This is a genomic window from Desulfovibrio sp. 86 (genome assembly GCF_902702915.1).
Classification (GTDB): domain Bacteria; phylum Desulfobacterota; class Desulfovibrionia; order Desulfovibrionales; family Desulfovibrionaceae; genus Desulfovibrio.
In genome coordinates, this window is sequence record NZ_LR738849.1 from 949477 (window position 1) to 964971 (window position 15495).

Below are 15495 nucleotides of genomic sequence, written 5' to 3' on the forward strand. Positions count from 1 at the left end.
GTTTTATTTACTTTTTCTGCCATTAAGCGTAATTATAAAGAGGACGATAGGCAAGTAAACCAAGGCAGGTAACAATGGGAATCTTGCTGCAAATCATCATCCTGTGCACCCTCATCGGCCTGGCCATTGCAAACGGCAACAAAGACATGCAATGGGTTCTTCTGGCCGTGGCGGCTCTGTGCGCGCTGGCTGACGCAGCCCTTTGGCTTGCCAACAGGGCCAGATCCCAAAAACTGCGCCAACGCACTGATGCTCTTTTTGCTGAAGACAATCCCGCGCGTCAAGGCGACGAGATACAGCGGGCCGAATACTGTTTGACCCATTTGCGCGACGCTGAAAACAGCCTGACTGAAGACGCCTCTGTCATTGAAGAACTGCGGGCCGAAGTGGAAAGGCTGCACGCAAAGCTCAATGATGTGGAAGAAGAAAAAAAGGCCCTGCGCAGCAAGTCTGACCGTGGGGCCATGGTGTTGCACAAGGCGCACACCGTATGCAAAAACCTGTCTTCGGAAGTGCGCGAACTGGCAAGCCTTGTGAACGATGTCAGCAAGGGCGTTCAGGTGCAGCGCGACCACCTCACCGAGACCAGCGGTTCCATGTCAAAGGTTGCGCAAACCGCCCAGGAATCCTCACACAGGGTGCACGAACTTTCAGAAAACGCGCAAAGCTCCAGCGCCAGCGCCGCCACAGGCGAACGTGAAGTGGAGGGCGCATTGTCCTCCATTGAAAAGCTCAAAGACACCATTGTCCATCTCAAGCAGGCCATGGCCGACCTTGGCACAAAGGCCAGCAACATCGGCCAGGTCATGTCGGTCATCAACGAAGTCGCCGACCAGACCAACCTGCTGGCGCTCAACGCCGCCATTGAGGCCGCCCGCGCGGGCGACGCCGGACGCGGTTTTGCCGTGGTGGCCGATGAAGTACGCAAACTGGCCGAAAAAACCATGGGAGCCACTAAGGAAGTGGAAGATGCCGTGCACGCCATCCAGGAAGAGACGCGGCGCAACGTGCTTACCGTGGACAAGGCCGCCCAGCTCAGCGTGGACGGGGCCGAACAGGCTTCGCGCGCGGGCAATGTCATGCGCGACATTCTCCAGTCCATCAACGATACTGCCGAGCATCTTCTGATCGTGGCCAGGAGCGCGCAAGAACAGTCGCAGCACAGCGCCGACACCACCAGCGCGCTGGGTGAAATCCACCACGTGGCCGAGCAGACCGCCCAAAGTATGGAAACCTTCACAGCCGCCCTGCTCGGCGTTCAGAGCGGCATGGAAGAGCTGGACATGATTGTCAATGCCCTGGTTTCCGGCGACTACGAGCAGGCGACCTCCGACCAGTTCGTGCAGTGGACGCCCAAGCTTGACCTGCATGTGCCCATGGTTGACAAGCAGCACAGGCTGCTGGTGGACTATATCAACGAACTGTACACGGCCATGGCCCATAACCGCACGGCAGAAGAAATGCAGGTCATCCTGCGCAAGCTGCGCGACTATACGGCCACACACTTTGCGGACGAGGAAAAGATGTTCACCGCCACAGCCTATCTGGGCGCGGCCGAACATATGAAAATCCACAGAAAGTTCGTGGCCAAGCTGGACGAAGTTGAGGAACAGCTCAAATCCGGCACAGCCACCGTGAGCATGGACCTGCTCACCTTCCTCAAAGACTGGCTTGTGCAGCATATCATGGGCACTGACCCCACCTATGTTCCCTATCTCAAAAAGCAGGATCTGGAGCCCGAACAGTCCCAGTAGCGCGCCTTCACCTTGAGAACACGCTGGCGTTGCGCAAAGACGCCGCCGCTGCACAGGCAGACGCCCGCCATTGCGCAGTAATTCAAATCACCGCAGGCCGTCCTGACACAATGTCGGGGCGGCCTGCGGCTTTACCTGGGGATGAGAGGAGGGTCTGGAGATCTGAAATTTTTAGGGAAACGCTGATTTATTCCGTTTGGCGGCGTTGCTTTACTTTTTTTGAAACAGTCGAGGACGGAAGAGTCCACTCCTGCTTGAAAAAAGATCGCGCCTTGCCAAACGAAATAACTGCGCGTTTCCGAGAAGCTCTTTAATCAATGTGTCCTTAGAGCAAATTCACTTTAAAAAAGTTCATCTGCTCCCGTCTGCGGCGCATGCGCCGTGTTTTTGCGCGATCGCGCACCGCACCGGGCGCGCCATAGCCCTCGCAAAAACGTTTACGGCGGCCTGCGCCCTGAAACTCCGTAACAAGCCTTGCCCGGCGGCGAGGGCGCGGGAGGGGGCAGACCCTCCTGTTTGAGCGTCTATATGCTGCACCCGCCACTACGCAAGGCGGCCATTCCGTCTTCGCCAAGAAAGCGGCGCAACTGTTTTTCCGGCGCGTTAAGCAGGTCCACAACCAGAAGCGCGTCCAGGGTGCCAAAGGCCCTGTCTTCGTGAAAGGCCGCTATGCGCCCTCCCAACTGCAAATAGTGCTTAAAGAGAATGGGCAGGCCGCGTCCGCCTTCCATCTGGCGTACCACGGTGTTGACCCCGTTATACTCCAGCTGCCGGGCAAAGGGCAGTTCACTGCGCAGATGACGGGGTTTGCGCCCCCGCACCAGGCCCGCCAGGGGCGCATGCCAGTGGCGCAGCCGCAAATGCCGCCACAAAAGGTCTACTGACTGGGGACGGTAGTTCAGCCCTATGCTGGCCGGGCCAAAAAGCGTGCGCGCGCCCTTTTGCAAGGCCAGTTGGGCAATGCCCTTCCAGAGCAACATCAGCGGCGCGTATTCCTTTTGATATTCAAGGCAGACAAAAGCCCTGCCAAGTTCAAGCGCCTTGCCGCACTGGCGGAAAAATTCCGGGTCGTATCGAAAGAGCGAGGCCGTATAGAGGCCGTTGCGTCCGCAGCTGGCGGCATCGTCGGGCCGCACCAGACGCGCCCTGTATGAACCGGCCAGGCACTGGGCCTCTTCATCCACCAGCAAGAGGTGTTCATACTGGGGGTCATAGCGGTCGATGTCCCTGGCCTTGCCCGTGCCCTCGCCCAGAGCGCGAAAGCTCTCCTCGCGGCGGCGCGTCACCTCGTCCAGCAGAAGGGGGCACGCACTGCCGTGCAGCGCGTACACGCTGTACCTGCCTTCCCTGGCTAGAACGCTGCTCTCGGGCAAAGCCGCCAGAGCCGCCATAAAATCCTGCTGATCCGCGCTTTCGGCCAGCGGAGTCTGCCGCCTTTCGCCAGCGATTTTTTGAGCAATGGCTCTTTTGCGTGCGGGAACCAGCGCCTCACGGTACATGCGCAAACAATGGGTGCGCTGCACGTGGTCAAGGCCAGCCAGGCTCTGTTCTTTCAAGGCTTCTCCCACCCGCAGCGTCGCGCGGCTTCCGCGCTGTCGCCAGAGAACGCGCGGCAGCAGGGCCGTGGCAAGGCCTTCGTGCAGGAAGGCGGCGGAAAGAAAGAAGGGATCGGCGCTGGCCTGGACGTGCAGGGGAACGTATTGGACGCAGGGCGCTTCCTCCCCGCTGTCCTCTTTTTGCCGCCATTGGCCAAGGCGGCTCAAAAGCTCCGTCCAGGGCTGCTCTTCCAGCCCCGCTCCGGCGCGCCAGCGGGCCACCTTGCCAGCGGGGAAAATCCCAAGCGCTCCGCCCCGGCGCAAATGCCTGACGGCACTACGCAGAGACGCGCCGTTGGCAGTCCTGTCTTCGCCCGAAAGGTCCAGAGGCAGCAGCATGGGCGTCAGTGGCGTCAAATGGGTCAGTTGCAGCAGCTTGGAGCTGGCAAGTATTTTCAGATCAGGACGCGCCCTGCCGCACAACGCGGCCATTATAAGACCGTCCAGAGCGCCTGTGGGATGGTTGGAATAAAAAATGACCGGCCCTTGGGCAGGTATGCGGGCCATATCTTCCCCGGAGCAGCACACCTCAACGTCCAGTTGCGTCAGGCTGGCGGCGGCCCAGCTGTGCGGGGCATCGCAGACAGGCAGACGCAGCGCTGCCTGTTCCAGAGGGGCCAAACCAGACAGACTGCGACCAAAGGCCCGCATCTGACGGTTAAAGTCGTCGGCCAGCCGCCGCAGGGGCGAACGGCCTGGGCCGCCTCTGCCTGAAGGTTCCAGCCCCGATGCCAGGGGTAGCAGGTCTGTGGTTCCTTGCATATGGATCTCCTGATTGTTTGCCGTATTCAGCAAAACCGGGCCTCGGGCGTGACGCCTGCGTCAAATCCCGACAAAGGCCCCGACGCGGATCCCGATGCTGGCCCTGACGCCGACCACGACGCGGGCCAGACCGCTGGTGCGCTTTCAGGCTGCCCCGTCAGAGGAAAGGCCATACTTTCCATCTGCTGCTGGCAGTAGAGGCAGCGCGTGGTGCCCGGAGCCGCCATCAGGCGCTCAAGCGGGATGTCGTCGCCGCAGTCAACGCACTGACGGGGGCCGTTGTGCTGTAAAAGATGCAAAAGACTCTGAAGGTCGCGGATGCGCTGGGCGCTGCGGCGTGCGCTGCACTGCGCCAGATGGGCAGCCTCCAGATGGCTGGCCGCGTCCACCTCGTCGGCAAAATGCTGTGCCTGAAATACGGTGCGCAGCTGGCCCATACGCTGCAATTCGTCGGCCAGTTCTTCCTGAAGACGCCTGAGCATGAATGTGGTTTCCATCACTGCCTCCCCGGAATTTCCGGTGGTTGAACTCGAGCATTTTCGCATTGAGAATATCTATTCTCGCGGTAGCCGTTGCTCGCTCCGGCGCGTAACCACGCAAATAAATTGCGCTTACGCCTCCGCGGCGGGCGTATGCTCCCGCATACGCCAGAGCACTTTCAAAATGAAATTGCTCTATTGTTCTTGAGGCAGTGTGCATCTCCATTTTGGCAGCAAGGTGTCGCCCATGTTAAATCGTGCGGCACATTGACGGCAAATTGAGGAAAAAATCCACGTGAGAGAAAATAAAAAGGGGGGAACGCCAGACGACGTTCCCCCCGTTCAAAACAGGAAGGCTATTGTTTTCAGACGGCTGTTAACCGTGCATATTCAGAAAGTAGCTGTGCAGGCGGGTATCCGGCGTCAGTTCCGGATGAAAGGACGTGGCCAGAATATTGTTCTGGCGCACGGCCACGGCCTGCCCCTTGACTTGGGCCAGCACCCTGACCTCCGGTCCCACGCTGATGATCACCGGAGCGCGGATGAACACCGCCGGAACGGGCTCGGCGCCGACCTCGGGCATGCTGAGTTCGGTCTCAAAGCTGTCCACCTGACGGCCAAAGGCATTGCGCCGCACAGTGGCGTCCAGCACGCCAAGGCGCGGCTGATCCGAGTTTTCAATGGTGCGGCACAGCAGGATGAGCCCGGCGCAACTGCCGTAGACGGGCATGCCCTGCTCGATGCGTTCGCGCAAAGGCTCCAGCATGTGCCACTCGTTGAGCAGCTTGCCCATGGTGGTGCTTTCGCCGCCGGGAATGATCATGGCGTCGATGCCGTCCATATCTTTGAGCTGGCGCACTTCGCGAGCCGCCACGCCCAGCCTGGACACAGCGGCCACATGTTCACGAAAGGCTCCCTGAAGAGCCAGAACGCCCACGCAACGTACGGCCATCTTACCAGCCCCGCTCCTGCATACGCTCACCGGAAGGAATGGTGGAAATTTCAATGCCCACCATAGGTTCGCCCAGATCGCGGGATATTTCGGCCAGCATGGCGAAGTCCTTGTAGTTGGTCACGGCCTGCACAATGGCCTTGGCGCGCTTGGCGGGGTCGCCGGACTTGAAGATGCCGGAGCCCACAAAAACGCCGTCGCAGCCAAGGTGCATCATCAGGGCCGCGTCGGCCGGGGTGGCGATGCCGCCAGCGGCAAAGTTGACCACGGGCAGGCGGCCTTCTTTGCGCACGAGCAGACACACTTCAAGAGGCGCGCCGATTTCCTTGGCAAAATTGGCCACTTCGGCTTCGGGCAGGCCGCAGAGAACGCGCACTTCGTTCATGACCTGGCGGCAATGGCGCACGGCTTCGACCACGTTGCCGGTGCCGGGTTCGCCCTTGGTGCGGATCATGGCCGCGCCTTCGGCGATGCGGCGCAGGGCTTCGCCCAGATTGCGGCAACCGCAGACAAAGGGCACGGTGAAGTCGCGCTTGTCGATATGATATTTGTCGTCAGCGGGAGTAAGCACTTCGCTTTCGTCAATGTAGTCCACGCCCATGGCTTCAAGGATGCGGGCTTCCACAAAATGGCCGATGCGGGCTTTGGCCATAACCGGAATGGTGGCCACTTCCATAATTTTTTTGACAATGGTGGGATCGGCCATGCGGGCCACGCCGCCAGCGGCGCGAATGTCCGCAGGCACGCGTTCCAGCGCCATCACAGCGCAAGCCCCGGCCTCTTCAGCAATCTTGGCCTGTTCTGGAGTGGTGACGTCCATAATCACGCCGCCTTTCAGCATTTCCGCAAGGCCTGTCTTCAGGCGGATGGTGCCCTGTTCCATGTTTCTACTCCTTCTGAGCCGGGTCCGCCGGCGAGGTATTGGCAGTCTACCGCTCACGCTGCGGCGTTGCTGGGGTGCTATATATGTCATAAGCGTTCATCTGACAATACATCACAACCGCGACGCTGCCCGGCTTGCGCTCCGGCCCGGCTCTGGATATGCTGGTGTCGTCCAAAGGAACTATAATGACCACACCTACCCCCTGTGTACGGCTGCCTTTTTTGCGCGGCCCTCTGTCTGTCTCCGGCCCGGAGGATGCCGACGCCGCAGCCGTGCCTGCCGCGCAGCCCGGCGCTGCAGCGGCTCTGCTGCTGTGGCCGGGCCTCCCGCAAGCTCCGCAGGAGGGCGCGTATTGCCCTGCGGACTACCCTTTCAGCCAACGCCAAGCCGCCGCCTGCCTTGAAGACCTGCGGCTGATGGGCGACGCCGCGCTTTCGGGCCTTCCCGTGGGCGCCACAGCAACGGCCAATCCCCGCGCCGCGCGCCGAGCTTCCGAAATGGCGCTTTTGCGCGGCCTCGACGGCGCGGACACTGAGGCCGCCCTCAAGGCTGAAGCCGCCCGCAAGCTGCGCATCGAGCTCGAGCAGGCCCAAAAGGCGCTGCTCTGGGCATGGCTGCAGGAAGAACGCATGGGCGAACTGGCCGACATGGCCCGCGTCCTTGCGCAGAAATCCGGCATGTTCACGCGCTCGCTCGGCGTGGAGGATGAAGACGCCGACGCGCTGGCCACTTCCGGCGGCTATGCGGGCACGGGCATTCTGGGCGCGCCCGTTTCGCTGGATCTCGGCCTCATGCCGCCCTGGCGGCTGGTCGTGGCCAATGCCATGTATTTTCTGCCGCCGGACATGCCCGTTCTGGCCGAAGGTCCCATGGCGGAAGACCTGCAGGAAACCCTGGATTTTGCCCCCGCCAGCCCGGCACACGCCCCCCTGGCGCAGGCAGGCCTGCTCTGCGCCCGCGCTCCGGCATGGCGCGCCATGGGCCGAAGCCGCCCCACAGGCGCGCAGCCTCTGGATGCGGAACGCCAGTGGCTTGTGAGGGCCGCGTCATGAGCCGTCTTTTCACCAACGGCCTTGCTGGGGTCATCTTTGACTGCGACGGCGTTATCGTGGATTCGCGTGAATCCAACACTGTTTTCTACAACCGTGTGCTTGAGCACTTCAACCTGCCGCCCATGACGCCGGAGCAGGAACAATTCTGCTTTATGGCCACTGCCATGCAGGCCCTGCTGCACATTGTGCCGCCGCATTTGCATAAGCAGATAGGCTATGTGACCAGTGAAGTGGTCAACTATCATCGCGACATTATGCCCATGCTGCGCCTGCAACCAGGGTTTGTTGATTTCATTGACTATCTGCGCGACAAACAGGTGCGCATGGCCGTGCATACCAACCGCAGGCTCGAGGGAATACAAACGGTTCTGGACATTTTCGGCCTGCCCTCCTATTTTGATCCTGTGGTCGCAGCTGATACAGCAGCGCCCAAACCATCTCCCGAAGGCACATTGCGCATCTGCGCCGCATGGCAGACCCCGCCGGAAACCGTGCTTTTTGTGGGTGACAGCGAACATGACAAAGAAACGGCCCAGGGGGCGGGCGTGGTATTTGCCGCATTTAACGGCGGCGCTTTGCGGGGGCAGATAACGGCAAGCGATTACGCAGGCCTGCGCGTGGCCCTGGATGACGCGTTGCCGCAAAGCAGCGCCAGGACATAAGGCCCGGCCCCGCCGGGACTTTTAAGAAGTTTTACCAAAGTTGACACCAAGACCGCCACGCTGGAGGGCGCATGATCATTCTGGCCAATACCATGAGCGCCGTTGCCATGATACTGGGTTCACTGCTGAGCCTGTATTTCTGGATAGTCATTATTGCCGCCGTACTCACCTGGGTGCGGCCGGATCCGTATAATCCCATAGTGCGCACCTTGCGCGCCCTCACGGAACCCGTGTTCTATCGCGTGCGCAAATGGCTGCCCTTTACCTACACCAGCGGCATGGATTTTTCGCCTGTGGTGGTGCTGCTGTGCATTGAGCTTTTCAACCGCATTGTGGTTGCCTCATTGGCGCAGTATGCCCTCACCATGCAATAACACCGGTTTCACTCGCGGGATTCCGCGTCCGAACATCTAACAATGGAGATTTCTTATGGATCAGCATGAACTAGAAATCCTAACTAAGTATGCGGCCACTGATCCGGAGCTGAAATCCCTTTGGGAAGATCACGTGCTCTATGAAAAGCAGGTGGAAAAGCTTGAAGGCAAGGCCTTCCGCACCCCTACTGAAGAACAGACCTTGAAGCAGCTGAAAAAGCAAAAGCTTGAAGGAAAAACCCAGCTCATGGCAATCCTGGATCGTCTGAAAAAACAGGATTAGCATGGCTGCGAAGGAGCCGGTCATGGAATGTACAGGTGCGCAGATTCTCCTTGAGTCCCTGAAGAGAGAAGGCGTTGACGTGCTGTTCGGGTATCCCGGCGGCGCTGTGATTGACATTTACGACGAACTGCCGCGACATCAGGAAATCCGTCACGTGCTGGTACGACACGAGCAAGGGGCTGTGCACGCGGCTGACGGCTATGCCCGCGCCTCCGGCAAGGTGGGCGCATGCCTGGTAACTTCAGGCCCCGGCGCCACCAACACGGTGACGGGCATCGCCACAGCCTATTCCGACTCCATTCCTCTAGTGATTATTACGGGGCAGGTGCCCACGCAACTGATCGGCAATGACGCCTTTCAGGAAGTGGACATTGTGGGCATCACCCGCCCCTGCACCAAACATAACTTCCTGGTAAAGGACATCAACAAGCTGGCCCTTACCATCCGGCAGGCCTTTTATCTGGCGCGCACGGGCCGCCCCGGGCCCGTGCTCGTCGACCTGCCCAAGGACATCATGCAGGCCAGGGCCGAGTTCATCTGGCCTGAAGACGTCTATATGCGCAGCTACAACCCCACCTACAAGCCCAACCTCAACCAGTTGCGGCGCTCGGTGGAAGAGCTCGCCAGGGCCGAACGTCCAGTGATCCTGGCTGGCGGCGGCGTTATCATGTCCAATGCGGCCGAAGCGCTTACAAGCCTTGCGCGCAAGCTGCAGATCCCGGTGACGTGTTCGCTCATGGGCCTCGGGGCCTTTCCGGCCACAGACCCTCTGTGGCTCGGCATGGTGGGCATGCACGGCACCTATGCCGCCAACCTGGCCATCAACAACGCCGACGTGCTGGTCTGCGTGGGCGCGCGCTTTGACGACCGCGTGACGGGCAAACTGACGGGCTTCGCGCCCAAGGCCCGCATAGTGCACATCGACATAGACCCCACCTCCATTCGCAAGAATGTGGAGGTGCAGGTTCCCGTGGTGGGCGACTGCCGCCTGGCCCTTGAGGGCATGTCCGAGATTTGCGACGCCAAGCTTGAAGGCAAGGACTGGGCCAGCGAGCATGCCGCCTGGCTTGAGGCCGTGGGCGAATGGAAAAAGAGCAAGCCGCTCTGCTACCAGAAAAACCACAACATCAAGCCGCAGGAAGTTATTGAAACCCTGTACGAACTTACCAACGGCGACGCCATCATCGCCACAGAAGTGGGCCAGCACCAGATGTGGGTTGCCCAGTTCTACTCCTTCACCAAACCCCGCACCCTGCTGACCAGCGGCGGCCTCGGCACCATGGGATACGGCTTTCCCGCGTCCATCGGCGCGCAGTTCGCCTTTCCCGACAAAAAGGTCATTACCGTGGCGGGCGACGGCTCGCTGCAGATGAACATTCAGGAACTGGGCACCGTGGTGGCCAACAAGCTGCCCATCAAGGTGGTCATCCTGAACAACCGCCACCTCGGCATGGTTCGCCAGTGGCAGGAACTCTTTTACAACCAGAACTACAGCTCCACCAACATGGAAGCGCAGCCGGACTTTGTGAAGCTGGCCGAAGCCTACGGCGCAGAGGGCTATCGCATAGAAAAGGGCGAAGACCTGCGCGCCACGCTTGAAAAGGCCCTGGCCTCGCCCAATCCGGCCTTTATTGACGTTATGGTGGAGCGTGAGGAAAATGTGTACCCCATCGTGCCCGCCGGTGCGGCGCTCGATGAAATGTTGCTGGTGTAAGGGAGGGGCTATGAGCAAAAGACATGTGCTTTCCGTGCTGGTGGAAAACGAACCCGGCGTCCTTTCCCGCGTGGCGGGGCTGTTCAGCGGGCGCGGCTTTAACATCCACTCGCTCAATGTGGCCCCGGCCCTGGAAGAAGGCGTTTCACACATGACCATCACCACTGAGGGCGACAGCCTGATTTTGGAGCAGATAATGAAACAGCTGCACAAAATCGTCTCTGTCATCAAGGTGGTGGACTTCGCGGATATAGCCGCCGTGGAACGCGAAATGATGTTCGTCAAAGTGCAGGCGGAAGGCCCCATGCGGGGTGAAATTCTGCGCACCGTCGAAATATTCCGCTGTAAGGTGGTGGACGTGAGCCCCAATGAAATGACCATTGAGGCCACCGGCAACCAGGACAAGCTGGACGCCATCATCAACCTGCTGCAGCGGTTTGGCATCAAGGAACTGGCGCGCACAGGCTCTGTGGCCATTCGCCGTTCCAAAAAGACGGACTAGGCCCGAAGCCCCGGACTCTGCCCGCTTTCGCGTTCGACGGCCCACAAGGCCCTCTCCGGCGCGCGAGCGACGCAGGCGGTACGCCCTTTATCCCCAAGGGCTCCCCTGCGCGCAGGCATGACCGGTTCCGTCCGTCGCGCCTCAAGGCCGCAGCACTGCCGCAAGGCAGCAATGCCGTCGGGGCATACGTCAAGGCCCCCTATGTTTTCTTCGGGTGAAGAGAACTGCAATTTTAGCTAACACGAGAGATCTCAAAGGAATTTCAGATGAAAGTCTATTACGATCAGGATGCCGACCTTAATCTCCTGAAAGATAAGACCGTGGCCATCATCGGCTACGGCAGTCAGGGACACGCCCACGCCCAGAACCTGCGCGATTCCGGCGTCAAGGTTGTGGTGGGACAGCGCCCCGGCAGCGCCAACTACGAACTGGCCAAGGAACATGGCTTCACCCCTGTTTCCGCAGCCGAAGCCGCTGCCCAGGCTGACCTGATTATGATCCTTTTGCCCGACGAAGTGCAGTCATCTGTTTACGAGAACGACATCAAGCCCCACCTGACCAAGGGTAAGGCCCTGTTGTTCGCTCATGGCTTCAACATCCACTTCTGCCAGGTTCAGCCGCCCAAGGATGTGGACGTGTTCCTCATCGCCCCCAAGGGCCCCGGCCATCTGGTGCGCCGCACCTACACCGAAGGCGGCGGCGTGCCCTGCCTTGTGGCCATTCACCAGGACGCCACGGGCAACGCCCTCAAGGTGGCCCTGGCCTATGCCAAGGGCATCGGCGGCGCGCGCTCCGGCGTCATCGAAACCTCCTTCCGTGAAGAAACCGAAACCGACCTTTTCGGCGAACAGGCCGTGCTCTGCGGCGGCGTTTCCGCCCTGATCAAGGCCGGCTTCGAAACCCTGGTGGAAGCCGGATACCAGCCTGAAATGGCGTACTTCGAATGCCTGCACGAAATGAAGCTCATCGTTGACCTCATGTACGAGGGCGGCCTTTCGCGCATGCGCTACTCCATCAGCAATACCGCTGAATACGGCGACTACGTCAGCGGCCCCCGCCTGATCACCGAAGAGGTGAAAAAAGAAATGAAGGGCGTGCTCAAGGATATTCAGAGCGGCGTGTTCGCCCGCAACTTCATCCTTGAGGCCCGCGCCAAGTATCCCATGTTCCTGACCACCCGCCGTAACGAGTCTGAACACCAGATCGAAACCGTGGGCAAGGAACTGCGCAGCATGATGTCCTGGCTCAAGAAGGACAAAAAAGACTAAGGCGGATTGCCTTTGAGGATGCACATCCTCAACGCTGATCTGCGCAGGTGAAACGACGCTGCAACCGCTTTGCGTTTTGCCTCCCAGCCTTTGGGCCGGCCGTCCTCTGTGGACGGCCGGCTTTTTTCAGGGCGCAGACCAGCGGCAGGGGACGCCAGAGCAAATTATCTCTGAGGCCGGCCCTGCGCAAAGCCTGATGCCGCCCGCCTGGGCGCACTCCTGCACAGAGGAACGGCACACATGGAGCCCATGCGTGCCGTTATGGCGCGCGCCTGCCCGCGCAGTCCACAGGGCAAGCCCTGAATGCACATGCCCGGGAAGTCGCGCAACAGAGAGATTTGCGTCTTTCTTCATAACCTGATACGAAAAACCGTGGCTTTGCACGTATTTTGCTTCTGCGGCACGGCCAGCAACCGTCATACCGCATACAGGCGAAAATCCCGCCCCCTTCCGGCCCTGAAGCCAATGTTCCTAAACACATGAGGTCGCGCATGGCTGCCCAAGACACCCATGAAAACACTGAAGAAATCATCGACCTGACCGAGCTTATCGAAAAAGGCGCCGTTCCGGAGGCGGATACCGACGCCTCAAGCCCGGCCGCTGCCCAGGATGACGACCTGCACACCCACATGCGCAGCCTGAATGACAGCGGCCAGAATGTCGCTGCGGACGCTGAAATTGACGACCTGCTGGCGCAGATGGAATATAAAGATGAAGGCGGCGCGGACGCCGAGGCTACCCCTGCCGCCCAGGCCAACGCCGGGGACGGCAGCGCGGAGAGCGGCATGGAGAGCGGCATGGAGCAGACGGATTCGGACTCCCCCGCTCCGTCTGATTTCGCGCCCGTGCGCATGCCTGACGGCCATATCGTGGACCCCCACGAAGAACTGCACATGCCCGGCATAGGGGATGTGGACAGTCTCTTGAATTCGTTGGATATTCCACCGCAGCCCCGCCCGCATGAAAAAGCTGCGCCCTCGCCGGAAGACACCGACAATGCCGTGGATCAGATGCTCGGCAATCTGAACGGCGCGTCCCGACCTTCGGCAGAAAATTCCTCCAAGGGCGCGGGCAAGGCCCCCCATGAGGATACGACGGATCTGGACGAACTGCTGGCCGCCGGAACCATGCCAGAGCCTGTCATTTCCGACGAACTTGAGTCTCTGCTGCGCGAGTCGGCTCCGTCCGCGAACCAGCCAGACGCCAAGCAGCCGCAGTCCAAGGACAAAGACCAGGCTACCCCTGCGGCCGAACCTGTGGCCGAACCTGCGCCCGGATCCGCGGCTGCCCAGCCGCAAACTCCGGCACAGCCAGTGGCCCCGGCCGCTGCAAACCCCGCGCAGGACGCCCCTCCGCATGACCTCAATGACGATCTGGACGCCCTGCTGCAATCCATAATGGCCGACAAGCCGGGGCATGACGCGGACAAGGACGTGCCCCAGAACGCGCCCCAAACTCAGGACGCAGCCCAGGCGCAGCCCGCTCCGGCCAGTGCGTCCGCCGCCAGTGCCGATGATCTTTCTGCGGATCTTGACCAGTTGCTGTCCTCCGTCAAACCGGCGGCGCCCCAGCAGCCAGATCCGGCCCCAACGGCTGACGGTGGCGCAAACCAGCCTGCGGATTCCGGCCCGGCAAAGGCCAACGACAAACTTGAATTTGATCTGGACGCCCTTCTGGCGGCAGCCGATGCCGAAGAACGGGATCGCGCCAACCCCGTGACTACGCCAGAGGCTCCTGCCGCAGAGCAGCCGTCCAGCAGCCTGCTGCCCGATGTGGATCTGGACGACATTCTGGCAGGAAACATGGTCACCGCGCCGTCTGCCATGGCGGGCCAGGCTGCCAAGGCGAGCCAGACAGGCAGCGCCGCCACGCCAGCCACGCCACCAGCCAGCGCCTCCCGAGACGCCGCAGGGCAGGCCGCAGTCGCGGCGGATCTGACGGAAATTATGGCGCGCCTTGACCAGTACGCGGAAAAACTGCAGCAGGCAGACGACCGTGTGCAGGCTCTGGAAGCGGCGGTTGCCGAGGCCAGGGCCGAAGCCGACCAGGCCCGCGCCGAAGCCGATGCGGCAAAAACGGCGGCACAGCAGATACAGTCTGATCTGGATGAAAAGCTGACAGCGGCGCAGACCTCTCACGAAAGTCTGGCGCAGACCGCAGCCGAAGCCCTCCATACGGCCCAAAACGCAGCGCAGGCAGCGGCCAGCGCCACTGCACAGCAGCAGGATCAGCCCGACAGTACGCCGCCCCTTGAAGCTCTTTTTGACACAGACCATCCCCTGCACCAGCGCCTTATGGACTGCGTAAGCACGGCGGCGGCGGAAGCGGCGGCCACGGCGGCCCGGCAGGCCGCTGAAGAGGCGGTTGCGGCGGCCCAAAGCGCCATGGCCCAAGCCAACGACGCTCCCGCCGCACATGAAGACCCCGCCCTGCTGGAAAGCCTGCTGGATGACCGCATGCACGCGGTCAACCTGACCATGCACGGCGCTTCCGCGCGGCTGGACGCGATTGAAAGCAGGCTGGATGAACTGGAACCGCGTTTTAACGATCGGGTGGAAAAAGCCGCGGCCTCTGCGGCGGCCCGCATTCTGCGCGAAGAAATTGGCCGCCTGCTGGAAAACGAATAGCCGTCGGGCTGCCTCGGGCAGCCGCCAGGCCATGTCGGGCACGGCAACGCGCAACCAGCGGGGATCTGCCCAAGGCGGCGCCCGGCGCGACACGGTCAGCCGCATACGGCAAAGTGCAGCCTGCAAAGCTTATTGTTGCGATTGTACGGCACGGCAGGCGCAAGAGAGAACGCACGCGCTGGATGGCGGAGACATAGTACTTCCGGCCCTTGCTTTGGCCTTTCGCAGCTGCGGGCGCGCCATCAGACCTTTGCGCCTCTCAAAGCCGTGCAGGCAGGGCCTCCGAGCTTGCCAAGCGGCAGCGGAACGCATATGCTGTTGCGCGATTTCAGAAGTATGGGAGCATCAGCCCGCTGATCCATGCCGCGTGGTTTCCCTTTGAAACCGGATTACGGCGTCATGGCGTTTTTCTGTTGCCACTGGCCGCGTTTCAGCAAAAAGAGCACAGGTCATGACCGTACGCCGCAGCCTGCGAAACCGGAGCGCTCCCCGGAGCAAACCACCTTTGCGAACGGCATTCCCAAAGGGTACGGAACGCCCCGTTGCAGCGCCTGTCGCAGCCCCGCCGCAGGCATGGCCGCACTGACA

Annotated in this window: 13 protein-coding genes; 9 read left to right on the plus strand and 4 right to left on the minus strand. The window is 61.0% G+C overall.

The genetic code is table 11. From position 1 onward, the window contains the following. Positions 1-74 precede the first annotated feature (74 nt). Positions 75-1754: a bacteriohemerythrin gene (locus tag DESU86_RS04115; protein WP_179979890.1), complete on the plus strand. Its 1680-nt coding sequence runs from the start codon at positions 75-77 to the stop codon at positions 1752-1754. A 524-nt stretch (positions 1755-2278) separates the two neighbouring features. Here the strand turns inward: DESU86_RS04115 and DESU86_RS04120 are convergent. The 4 genes from DESU86_RS04120 to pdxS all read right to left on the minus strand — a co-directional run bounded on the left by DESU86_RS04120 (position 2279) and on the right by pdxS (position 6425). Then, complete coding sequence (locus tag DESU86_RS04120) at positions 2279-4111, minus strand: lysophospholipid acyltransferase family protein (protein ID WP_179979891.1); 1833 nt, start codon at positions 4109-4111, stop codon at positions 2279-2281. 26 nt (positions 4112-4137) lie between these two features. After that, positions 4138-4608 carry a TraR/DksA C4-type zinc finger protein gene (locus tag DESU86_RS04125; protein WP_179979892.1) on the minus strand — a complete coding sequence of 157 codons (471 nt, stop codon included), beginning with the start codon at positions 4606-4608 and terminating at the stop codon, positions 4138-4140. Between the two features lie 358 nt (positions 4609-4966). Then, positions 4967-5542, minus strand: a complete 576-nt coding sequence (pdxT, locus tag DESU86_RS04130; RefSeq protein ID WP_179979893.1) for a pyridoxal 5'-phosphate synthase glutaminase subunit PdxT — start codon at positions 5540-5542, stop codon at positions 4967-4969. Between the two features lies 1 nt (position 5543). Next, complete coding sequence (gene pdxS, locus DESU86_RS04135; protein WP_179979894.1) at positions 5544-6425, minus strand: pyridoxal 5'-phosphate synthase lyase subunit PdxS; 882 nt, start codon at positions 6423-6425, stop codon at positions 5544-5546. A gap of 185 nt (positions 6426-6610) precedes the next feature. On the opposite strand from pdxS, the gene DESU86_RS04140 reads away from it, so the two are divergent. The 8 genes from DESU86_RS04140 to DESU86_RS04175 all read left to right on the plus strand — a co-directional run bounded on the left by DESU86_RS04140 (position 6611) and on the right by DESU86_RS04175 (position 14907). Further along, a complete protein-coding gene (locus DESU86_RS04140) occupies positions 6611-7477 on the plus strand; it encodes a hypothetical protein (RefSeq protein WP_179979895.1) in 867 nt (288 codons plus the stop codon). Beyond that, positions 7474-8139 carry an HAD family hydrolase gene (locus DESU86_RS04145; RefSeq protein ID WP_179979896.1) on the plus strand — a complete coding sequence of 222 codons (666 nt, stop codon included), beginning with the start codon at positions 7474-7476 and terminating at the stop codon, positions 8137-8139. Before DESU86_RS04140 ends, DESU86_RS04145 begins: the two co-directional genes overlap by 4 nt. A gap of 71 nt (positions 8140-8210) precedes the next feature. Then, complete coding sequence (locus DESU86_RS04150; RefSeq protein WP_179979897.1) at positions 8211-8513, plus strand: YggT family protein; 303 nt, start codon at positions 8211-8213, stop codon at positions 8511-8513. A 55-nt stretch (positions 8514-8568) separates the two neighbouring features. Then, the gene (locus tag DESU86_RS04155; RefSeq protein ID WP_179979898.1) at positions 8569-8796 is read left to right on the plus strand and encodes a DUF465 domain-containing protein; all 228 of its coding nucleotides are present in this window, start codon (positions 8569-8571) and stop codon (positions 8794-8796) included. 22 nt (positions 8797-8818) lie between these two features. Beyond that, the gene (gene ilvB / locus DESU86_RS04160; protein WP_179979899.1) at positions 8819-10510 is read left to right on the plus strand and encodes a biosynthetic-type acetolactate synthase large subunit; all 1692 of its coding nucleotides are present in this window, start codon (positions 8819-8821) and stop codon (positions 10508-10510) included. Between the two features lie 10 nt (positions 10511-10520). After that, the gene (gene ilvN / locus DESU86_RS04165) at positions 10521-11012 is read left to right on the plus strand and encodes an acetolactate synthase small subunit (RefSeq protein ID WP_179979900.1); all 492 of its coding nucleotides are present in this window, start codon (positions 10521-10523) and stop codon (positions 11010-11012) included. Between the two features lie 266 nt (positions 11013-11278). After that, on the plus strand, positions 11279-12280 hold the full coding sequence (ilvC, locus tag DESU86_RS04170; RefSeq protein WP_179979901.1) for a ketol-acid reductoisomerase: 1002 nt from the start codon (positions 11279-11281) through the stop codon (positions 12278-12280). Between the two features lie 491 nt (positions 12281-12771). After that, on the plus strand, positions 12772-14907 hold the full coding sequence (locus DESU86_RS04175; RefSeq protein WP_179979902.1) for a hypothetical protein: 2136 nt from the start codon (positions 12772-12774) through the stop codon (positions 14905-14907). Positions 14908-15495: the final 588 nt, after the last annotated feature.